The 10,588-nt window shown below is 37.1% G+C and carries 5 protein-coding genes; 1 reads left to right on the top strand and 4 read right to left on the bottom strand.

Annotated features, from left to right (window positions below; translation table 11 throughout):
• Positions 1 to 101: 101 nt before the first annotated feature.
• From HCG69_RS13545 to HCG69_RS13560, 4 genes are read right to left on the bottom strand one after another with little or no spacing between them, the layout of a single operon-like run.
• Entirely contained in the window at positions 102 to 1,808 is a 1,707-nt protein-coding gene (locus HCG69_RS13545; RefSeq protein ID WP_221650464.1) for a RagB/SusD family nutrient uptake outer membrane protein, read from the bottom strand.
• Positions 1,809 to 1,817: 9 nt separating this feature from the next.
• Positions 1,818 to 5,018, bottom strand: coding sequence for a TonB-dependent receptor (locus HCG69_RS13550; RefSeq protein WP_221650465.1), 3,201 nt, complete (start codon positions 5,016 to 5,018; stop codon positions 1,818 to 1,820).
• A 24-nt stretch (positions 5,019 to 5,042) separates the two neighbouring features.
• A complete protein-coding gene (locus HCG69_RS13555; protein WP_370634150.1) occupies positions 5,043 to 7,652 on the bottom strand; it encodes a LamG-like jellyroll fold domain-containing protein in 2,610 nt (869 codons plus the stop codon).
• 20 nt (positions 7,653 to 7,672) lie between these two features.
• Complete coding sequence (locus HCG69_RS13560; RefSeq protein ID WP_221650466.1) at positions 7,673 to 8,650, bottom strand: T9SS type A sorting domain-containing protein; 978 nt, start codon at positions 8,648 to 8,650, stop codon at positions 7,673 to 7,675.
• Positions 8,651 to 9,544: 894 nt separating this feature from the next.
• Here HCG69_RS13560 and HCG69_RS13565 point away from each other — a divergent pair.
• Positions 9,545 to 10,060 (top strand): outer membrane protein, encoded by a 516-nt coding sequence (locus tag HCG69_RS13565; RefSeq protein WP_221650467.1) that lies wholly within the window; start codon positions 9,545 to 9,547, stop codon positions 10,058 to 10,060.
• The last annotated feature ends 528 nt before the right edge of the window (positions 10,061 to 10,588 follow it).

Consider the following 10,588-nt stretch of genomic DNA (forward strand, 5'->3'; position numbering starts at 1 on the left):
TAAATAGAGTAGTAGCAAACCATGCTACTACCCCTGTTGCAGAAAACAAAACTCTTTCGGATGTTTCTGCTGCTTCATTACAAATCAACAGAATAATAAAATTAGTATCCGTAATTTTGATCGCTGGCAGATATTGACTCGTTAGTATTCAATTCTTCCTGTGGTATAGGTAACCGCAAATTTTTCTTCAAGAAATTTTCCGTTAAATCTCCATTATTAAACAGACGTTCTTTAAATCGATGTTCACCTAATTCCTTGTTCTCAACAATAGCTCTTGTAATATGATGATTATTCTGAATTTCCAAAACCTTCTTCAAATATTCAGTTCCTCGTCTGCGTGCATCACAATACATCGTTTGTTCACCAGCCAATTCAACCAAACGTTCCCAGAATATTTTATCTCTCACCTGATCTTTAGTAAGATTAGTTTCCCAGTCCTTAGGGTAAACAGCATTCGGCGTACCTGACTGCCGCGCTCTCTGTAATACTTCTTTCACCAGACTAATAGCCTTTCCTGTTTCACCAGATTCATTCAGCACATCCGCCATCATCAATAAGAAATCAGCATAACGATATACAATAAGATTCATATGCGAATTTTGAGCAGTAGAATTCAAGTCCATCGCTTTCTTATAATAAGACCATCCGTAATGTTCTCCGGTAGGCTGTACAAAACGTTTCACCAACTTATCATCAACCGCCTCTAACTCTTCAACTGTAGGATTGGTAGGATCGTTACATATACTATAATTTATTTCTACATTATGAGTAACCCGACCCTCTTTGTAACTCAATTTCGGATAAGCAAACTGATTTTCACCATTACTCTTATTTACCCATGTTGAAAGAACAGTTGCACCATATCTCGGATCGTCCGGATAGGTACCTTTCAGATAGTCATGAAAAGCTTTTGAAATACGAATACGTCCCCATGATATACCGGCTGTAGAGTTTTGAGGAGCAAATATCCAACTTCCACGATTACCGGTAGTAGAAGATTCTGTTGAAAAATTGAGTTGGAATATAGATTCTTTCGAGTTTGAATGTTGTACAAACAAGTTTGAATAGTTTGGTTCCAATTGAAATTTTCCATATACAAATTCACATTGTTCCAAAGCTAACTCCCAATAAGTCTTGCTACCCGAAGCTTGTTTTCCCTGGCATGCCAAATACCAATATAGTTTAGCCAAATAAGCATGCGCTGCAAGTCCCGAAGCTTTTCCGGCATCTGCGGTTTCAGTCAATCCACCAATAGCATCTTTCCAATCACTTTCAATCTGTGCTGCAATCTCTTCTTCAGTAGCTCTCGGAATAGAAAGCGACTTGAGAGATGGAATTGTATTACGCAAAGGTACTCCACCAAAAGTAGTCAACAGATGGTAATATGAGAATCCCCTCAGAAATTTAGCTTGTGCTACTAATCCGTTTTTAAAGTCCTCGTCCAATGGGCTCTCTTTCATATTCTCTATAAAAAATGTTGTCTCTGAGACCGTTTTATATAAACTTCTCCAAAACATCTTGGTTATCACACAACCAGAAGATACGTTCAGAGATACGTAACGGTCCTGATCACTGGCATTTGTCTGTGCCCATCCCAAACCGGATGCTCCCACCAGTAATTCCTGAGCAGCCTGCCCAAAACCATCATAAGTAGTCAACTGTCCATAACAGGAAAGCAGTGCCAACTGAGCTGTATTCTCATCCAAAAACACAGATTCACTATTCAAAGCATATTGCGGATCTTCATCCAGGCAGGAAGAAAAAGTACAAATAGCTAATAAGAAATATATTAATTTTAATTTTTTCATAATACCTGATTAGAATGTTACACTTAAACCAAAGATATAAGAACGTGACTGAGGAAATGAGTTCATATCAACGCCTCTTTTTAAACCATCGAATGCAAAAGTATTCACCTCCGGATCATATCCAGAATAATTGGTAATAATGAATGCATTTTTTACAGAAGCAAAAATATTTATATTCTCGAAACCTATTTTACTGACAATACTTTTCGGCATAGTATATCCCAATGTTATATCCGAACATCTCAGGAAGCTACCATCTTCAATATATCTGTCAAGTACAGCTGAAGACGGATTTGTACTATTTACTCCCGGATAAAGGTTTGTAGGATTATCAGCCCTCCATATATTAGCATAAACCTCTTTACGAATATTATTAGATGAATTCTTGGCAGGCATAGCTTCATAGCGCAGATTACTATTTAATAAATCATTTCCGTAAACTCCATTAAAGGAAGCTGATAAAGAAATGTCTTTATAAGTCAATCTGGTTTGGAAACCATATGTAAAATCCGGATTCGGATCTCCCAGAATTACTTTATCATCTTCAGTAATCATACCATCACCGTTACTATCGACAAATTTAATATTACCCGGGTCCGTACTACCTGCAATCGTATTCTTGTTTTCACTTTTCTGAGGAACATCATCTCCCTCCTGAATTATACCATCTGTTTTATATCCCCAAAACAAACCCGGAGCTTTTCCTTCAATAAAGATATTTGCAACACCAAAATGGTCACCTATTGAGTTCCCTAAATAAGCTGAATATTGATTATTGCCATAAAAAGCAAGAGGTAATCCTAATTTTCTGATCTTAGAACTGTTAAAACCGATATTACCCGATACATTCCAAGTGAAATCTTTAGAACGGATAACATCTGCATCCAAAGAAATTTCAAACCCCCTATTTGACAAAGAACCTTGATTCATCAGGATATTCGCAAAACCTGTAGTGAAAGAAACAGAACGATCGATGAGTAAGTCATCTGTACGTTTATAATACCAGTCTAATGTACCGGACAGGCGATTATTGAATATAGCAAAATCAAGACCAATATTATAGGAAGTTGTCGATTCCCATTTCAATTCAGGATTCTGCAAATTACTTACAGCCAAAGCCAACTCTTTATTACCGTTAGCATCTGCATAATCAATTGTCTTTTTATAATTATAAAAACTATTGTATGGATCTATAGACTGATTTCCTGTCTGTCCATATCCTAAACGAAATTTCAACTGATCAATCCAAGGAGTATTTTCTCTGATAAAGTCCTCTTGTTCCATACGCCATGCCAAAGCTGCGGAAGGGAAGTATGCCCAGCGGTTGGATTTCACAAACTTACTTGTACCATCCGCACGGAATGTAGCCGTCAGCAAATAACGTCCTTCAATAAAAGATAAATTTAAGCGTCCCAGATAAGAGAGCAACTGATAGTCTTTCTGAATGGGTTGCTCTTCATTAATGGTACCTGCCATATGTAACCCTTTGGTACGGAACGAATGATTTTCAAAATTACGAGCCGAAGTAACTTTGTTCAAATATCCATAGTCATCATAAGTGACACCTACAGTGGCTGCAATATCAACAATGTTTTTAATCTTCGTATTGTAATTTACAATATTCTCAACCGTATAATGGTTCTTTTCCAAATTTGTCAGACCAAGAGAACCATTATCATTTTCTCCTTTAAATAATTGGAGTCCAAACCAGCGTCCGCGATTTTGTGTAAAGATATCACCTCCTACACGTGCATTATATGAAAAACCTGCACCGATATTCCATGTCAGATCTGCCGAAGCTCTGAATGTTTTTTCTGTCGTAATATCATCATAATCATTAATCCAGCTCCATACAGTTGTTTTTTGTTCTGCCGACAGATTTTGCTCACCCGATGGAGCCACATAAGGTGCCGAGTCAAGAGCTGTACGAGTAACAGATCCGGTTGCTCCCCCTCTGGTATCTCCTCCCGACATCATATCATTCTGTTTGATAGAGCCATTCAGTGCCAAATTAAGTTTCACGCTCTTAGACAAATCCATCGAAAGATTTGTACGCAGGTCACCCTGTTTTAAACCTGTATTATAAACAATACCATTGATATCTTTAAAAGAAGCAGAAACATAATAAGTAGTTTTATCGTTACCACCATTAATAGTGGCTGAATAATTCTGAGAAAAAGCACTCTGATAGATCTCTTTTTGCCAATTATGATAAGTTAATACATTGTAAGATTCCGGATTTTCAGGATCATACTCTCCACCGGAATAAATATAACGCACTTCATTGTTTTCAAAAAAGAATTGTGCAGCCTTTTCTCCCAGTTGCTCGTTACGAAAACGTCCATACTCTTCCAGATTCAACATATCCTTCAGTTTCGTAGCATTCGCTATTGTAAAGTTGGCACTTAAACTTACTTTTGGTTTCCCACTCTTTCCTTTCTTCGTCGTGATAAGGATAACTCCATTAGCACCGCGCGAACCATAAATAGCCGTAGCCGATGCATCTTTCAGAATCTGGATATCTTCAATATCCTGTGGATTCAAACTGGTCAATGGATTTTGAGCTGTCTGAAAATCACCATCACCAAATGCACTGGCGGCAAACTCACCGGTTGAAGCCTGCGGTATGTTGTCAATTACATACAAAGGCTGATTATCACCACGCAGAGAGTTGGCACCACGAATTGTCACCGAAGAAGCTGCACCTGGAGTAGCTACAGTGGCTCCTACATTTACACCAGCTATTTTACCTTGTAACAGATTATCGATAGAAACAACTTTTGCTGCTTCATTCTGATCAGGTTTCAAAGAAGAGATAGCACCGGTAACATCTCCCTTACGAACTGTTCCGTATCCTACAACTACTACTTCATCTAATACTTCTGAATCCTCAACCAATTTGATATTAATAGTTGTTTGATTACCAACTTTTATTTCCTGGGTTTTATATCCGATAAATGAAATTACCAAAACAGCATTACTGCCAGATACAGAGATTGAATAATTACCGTCAATATCTGTAATGACTCCATTTGTAGTCCCTTTTACCAAAACATTTGCACCAATAACTCCCTCATTTGACTCGTCTGTGATCTGTCCTTTCACTACCTTAGACTGCTGTACATCGTCAACAGCAGCATGTAACGATAGAAAAGGAATAATCATAAACAGAGCAAAAGCCAATAAACTAAATTGCCATTTGTTTTTCATACGTTATTATATTAAGTTTCACTGTTATTTTATCTGTACTTTCGCTGTAGCTCCACCCGTAGAAGAACTTACTTTCAGTACGTATAATCCCTCCCAAAGGGAATCTAATGAAAATCGAATTTGTTTTTCACCTACTGTACTATATACCTTATTACCGGATATAGAAAACAGATCACACACAACTTTACCTTCAAAAGGTACGTCTACCTGAAAATTACCATCAGAAGGATTGGGATATACATTGATCTGAGCTGATTGGGAATATTTTTCTTTTATTATGCCTACAGGGCCTTTATCCACCTTTGTTACTAATGTATCTACATTGGAATGAATAGCCATACTCAAAGCACGCACCAGACTCAACTCATTTTGTACACTTAAATCATTTCCCATATCAAAATACATACACCCACCAGTATTATTATCAACCAATAACTGCATTTTCTTTTGTACTTCCTTCACTCCATTAAATGTATAACTCACACCACTGATAGTGCCTGTATTCGATTCCGGTGTCACTGTAGAAAAATCCAAGTCTTTATATCCTTTTACATTTTTTGCAGAGTTATCACTCATAACAGCCGTTGTTGCCATAGAAAGACGAATCTTTTCTGCAGGATAACCATAATTCACAGCAGTAGTATAAAAAGAAGAATAAGCATCCCATACCAAACTGCTCTTTCGTGGTCCATAATTCTGGAAAGTAACAAAGTCAACTGCTTCAATAGCATCCAAAGGCATTGTGTATGAAACCGGATGCAAACTTACACTAAAAATTTTATTATCCGGCATTACTGCACGTATAGCTTTTACCATTGCTCCATAAGATGCCCATTTAGAATTATTCGGATTATTATCCAACCACTCCAAATCAATATCCACACCATCGCAATAAGGAAGTAACGCCTCAATTCCTTTAGCTATATTAGTACGCCAGAATTCATTACCTATATAGTTAGGCCAGTTTTTATTTCCACTCGCATCACTATCCGAACTGATCAGGCCTATTCTTATTTTAAATCCTCTGTAACCTTCATATAAATTCCGGGTCTGTTCGATCATCGCTTTCCAACCTCTGGAATTATATCCAATATTATTTTCCCGGTCAAATCTCCAATAACCATCAAAGTATATCGCATCACTTCCACCACCCGGAAATTTTGCAGCAGATAATGTTCCATCCATATCTGAAGCAAAAGAAGTACGCGCATTTCTCCAAACCATCAAATCATCCATCTTCCCTATAAAACCGGAACCTACCATAGCATCAGCATCTATATCCTTAAGAGTATACATCGTACCATCAGAAGGCTTTGTTATGGTTCCTTTAGCACTTTGATTATTAACATAAAGACGAATCGGATTACGGGATGAATTGGGATCCATTGTCACAGCAATATGTTGCCATTGGCCTACATTGAAGACGTCATTACACTCCATCTGCCATCCATCTGCTTTAATAATCAACTGTTTGTTTTCCTCTTTTCCCAGATATATACCAAATAAATTAGCATCACTCTCTTTTTGCTCAAATAGAACAGCATTCTCTGCCCATTCTTTCACATTAAACCAGCCTTCAATAGTTGCCGCTGCACTTGCTGGTGCCCCTTCACGAAGCGCTTTACCTAAATTCACTTCGCCGGTGCCATCTAAAACTAAAACGCCCGAACGTTCTCCATCCATAGCCAGATAGGTAGCTCCTCCTGTCACAGTAGCATCGTCTAAAGCTGTCATCGTCACTTCACCGGTTTTTCCATTCACCGAAGCATTCAAAAAAATCAGATCATTTGTCAGTAAATGCATATCCTGATCGATCTGTAAACGGTCGGAATGACGATTAAAATCAGAATATCCACTCACAACACGATAACGGAAATAATCATTATCTGTCACTTTTTCACGTTGAGCAATCCCATTTAAAGTACCATGATGTGTAAATTTGTAGTCCACGATATCCGGACACTGCTCCTGGTCAAACTTGTAATACAAAACAAGATGTTCCCACTGCGGATGAAATTTATTAACCGTATTCTGAAACATCAAAAGCTCCTTACTATCACTCGGCATTGCAGTATTCCACAAACGAAATTCATCCAAACGCCCTTTAAAACCTTGACCTAATACCAGATTTTCATTAGATGAAGGCATTTGTAGTTTATTATTGGCATTCCACGTCTTCACTCCATTCACCCAAGTATCTGCTCCGTTTGCAAATACTCCGAACGAAACCTGTGTCCATCCATTAACAGAAATTCCTGTAACCGTAATTTCCTGATCTGCTACTTTGAAAATGATATTTCCCTGAACAGAGGATAATCTAACTGAAAATTCACTGGTCCCAGAACCCCGCTTAAAAATATAAGCACCCGTACTCCACTCCTGTGGAGACATCAGAAACTGAACGGCATATTCATTTTTTCCATCCACTTCAGATACTTGTCCACAAGTAACATAATCACTTCCAGAAAGTCTTAAAGCATAATTAACGACTTGTGCCTGTACCCAAGAGAAACAGAAGCAACAGCCCACAACCAATGAAAATATCTTCCCTACCTGTCCCATAGTTATATTAAATTTAAAGAAATAGAAATTAAAAGAGGCCGGAACTATACCGGCACCCTTTTTCTTTGTCACCTGAAATAATATTCAACTGATTACAATACTACTTTGGTTGATTTAGTACCTACTTTTACAATATAAGCTCCTGAAGCCATTGGAATTTCCATAAATCCGGGTGTTGCTTCAGCACTGTAAACTAACTGTCCAACCAAATTATAGATATGAACCTCTTCACCGTTGTTTGCATTATTTACATAGATTGAATGACGATCCCAGGCAACAAACGGAGCATTTGTATCTTCCATTGAGCCAATACCTACAGAACCACCACCTTCTGCCCCATTCGGTTTGTCCATACCATGCATAGAGTCATCTGAATTTGGAGTACCTTCTGTATTTACAAAGTCTCCTTCCGGATTTTTTATAAAAGTAATTTCATAAAGATACAAAGCGGACTCTCCCATCATTTGCCCATCAAAGCCAACACGAGCACGGAAAGGATCTGTAGTACCAGTGACTGCACCAACCTGGAATTGCCACCAACCGGTATCTCCAGTATACAATACTTCATTTTTTGATCCAAGCAGTTTATTATTACCACCACCGGAAACTAACTCTAAATTTATTTTTTTAGCACCTACCGCCAGACTGGAAGCTAATTTCATCTGAAAAGTAACACGATAATTGTTTCCTCCCTCAGCACTTGCCGGTCCAACAAACGCCAAGTTAAACCAACCCATAGATAAATTTCCCGTAGAAGCCGGGCCTGCTACAGACGCAGGGGCATCCTTCCCTTTTAATAATAAAAGATGTCCAAACTCACTATCAACAATGGAGAGACCAGAAGATATGGCTTCTTCAGTTGTAATGTTCGCAGGAGCCACACCTGCAACAATAGAACCTGCTACATTCAATTCTGCAACACTGGGATTAGCCCCGGTTCCCCAATACATCTGGACGGGTCCTACCGGAAGATCTTTAAACTTAAATGATGCAGGAGTTACATCTTCTTGTGCGAAAACATTAGCAGCCATCATCAGTGCGACTGCTGAAAGGAGTACATTTCTTCTCATAATAATAGAAAATTAAAAGTTAATAATTTGACTCCAATCGTTCTTTACTGATTTTCACTAATCAAATACATAACGACTTTTGTCTTTGCAAACATATGACTTGAATCACAAATCAATGTTCAAAAACAACTTTTTATACTTCCAAAAACATCTAAATTACCCATTAATAGCAAGTTTTAGATATTCCTGGAAGTGAAAATAAGAAATAGTGGAGATACCACAAATACGTATCCTTAAATCTCCTGCCCCTGATGTACTTATGTTGAATAATCAAAGCCTTCCGGAATGATTATATCATGACAGCAAACAGTATAATGAGGCAATCGAATACAACAGAAAGTAATGAAGAATGCTGGGCAGAAGGATTAATTTACCGAATAACCCTCTAATAGTTGTTTTTTCAACAACTATACTATATTCTGTTTTTTCCCAATGAAAGCTATTTTATCTGGAAATCCTTTAAGAGAAGTAGCTTTACTGCTTATAATCAACACTATAAACAATACATAATTTAGAATGAAAAAGTACGTATTTAATAGTGTATTAATTACTATCTTTTAGGATACAAAGTAACGTTACTTTGTATCCTAAAAGATAGTAGTTTTACATTGCTAAGGTTGTATATTCAAATTTCCCATTAACAATGTTAACAGATTTTCTATTTTCATTTTTCACAAAAACATTACATACTACAAACTACTCATATTCTAAAATTATAAATTAATCATTATTTTATAGGCAAAACATAAATCATTATCATACTCTGTTAATAAAATAAATATGACCAAGATTTACTCCTTTGTCCGAAAACAATAATCGATCAGGGATTGTTGGTTGGACAGAGAAAGCAAAAGTTTTCAATCAAAAAAATAGTATTAACTAAACGCTTCAATTATGAAAAAATTATTTTTAGCATTTATGATAGCGATAGCAGCTACTGGATTAAATGCCCAAACATTAAAAGGTGAAGGTTCTCTTCTTGGGAATGTAGGTTATCAGACCAATTATGAAAGGTTTGGATTGGGAGTACAAGGACGTTATGTAATAGCAAAAAATCTTCGGATAGCCCCGGATCTTACATTTTTCTTTCCTAAAGATAAAGTTACGGGATTAGATGTAAATATCAATTTTCATTATGTCTTTAATTTCAGTAAAGACGGGCAGGGATTTTCTGTTTATCCCCTTGCCGGGTTTGGTATGCAAAACAATTTTTATGGGAAACAAGATACTGAAATTGATGGACAGCATGTAAAAATAGGCAGAGACAATACAAGTAAATTTGCCTTCAATCTTGGTGGTGGTATAACGCTGCCATTGTCTGAACACAGTTACTTAAATGCAGAAGCGAAGTTCATGTTTGCCCACGATGACAATGTCGTTATCATGTTGGGATACGGATATAAATTCTAAATACTGATAACTAAAGCTACACCAATCGCTTTCTATACTTATAACTATGAGGCTATTTCCTTACGGGAGACAGCCTCTTTTTTGTGGTAAAGCTCCTATGGAAAAATGCATAAGGGAAAAGGGGGACATCCTTTTAGCATTCTGTCAAAATGATATTCTTAATCCTGTAAAATAAGATATTTAAGGCATAAGTATGGGGTAGTGTAAAAAATACCCGTATTTTCCCGGTTAGATAATTCAGATAGTTTGTATCATATTTCACTTCGTGTTAATATACTATGTATATCGTCTGTTTTTATTACATTTTATTTGCAAACAATTCACATATCAACCATCTTGCTATTTTCCACTTATACACATACCGAGGGCAACCAGCAAAAAAGAGCCTCTTTTGAGGACAAATAAACTTTTCCCGTAGAGCATCGGGGTGATCTCCGTAGAGTTTCGAGTCGTTCCTCGTATACTCTATTAAAACCAAATGTTTCCGCAGAATATTGCTTTAATAAATGTTAACTACGAAAGATATGT

Origin of the sequence: Bacteroides sp. K03 (assembly GCF_019734355.1) — a bacterium.
Classification (GTDB): Bacteria; Bacteroidota; Bacteroidia; order Bacteroidales; family Bacteroidaceae; genus Bacteroides; species Bacteroides nordii.

Excerpts from the sequence above, each read along its gene's own strand:
- HCG69_RS13545 (WP_221650464.1), bottom strand. The coding sequence starts at position 1,808 with ATGAAAAAATTAAAATTAATATATTTCTTATTAGCTATTTGTACTTTT.
- HCG69_RS13550 (WP_221650465.1), bottom strand. The coding sequence starts at position 5,018 with ATGAAAAACAAATGGCAATTTAGTTTATTGGCTTTTGCTCTGTTTATG.
- HCG69_RS13560 (WP_221650466.1), bottom strand. The coding sequence starts at position 8,650 with ATGAGAAGAAATGTACTCCTTTCAGCAGTCGCACTGATGATGGCTGCT.
- HCG69_RS13565 (WP_221650467.1), top strand. The coding sequence starts at position 9,545 with ATGAAAAAATTATTTTTAGCATTTATGATAGCGATAGCAGCTACTGGA.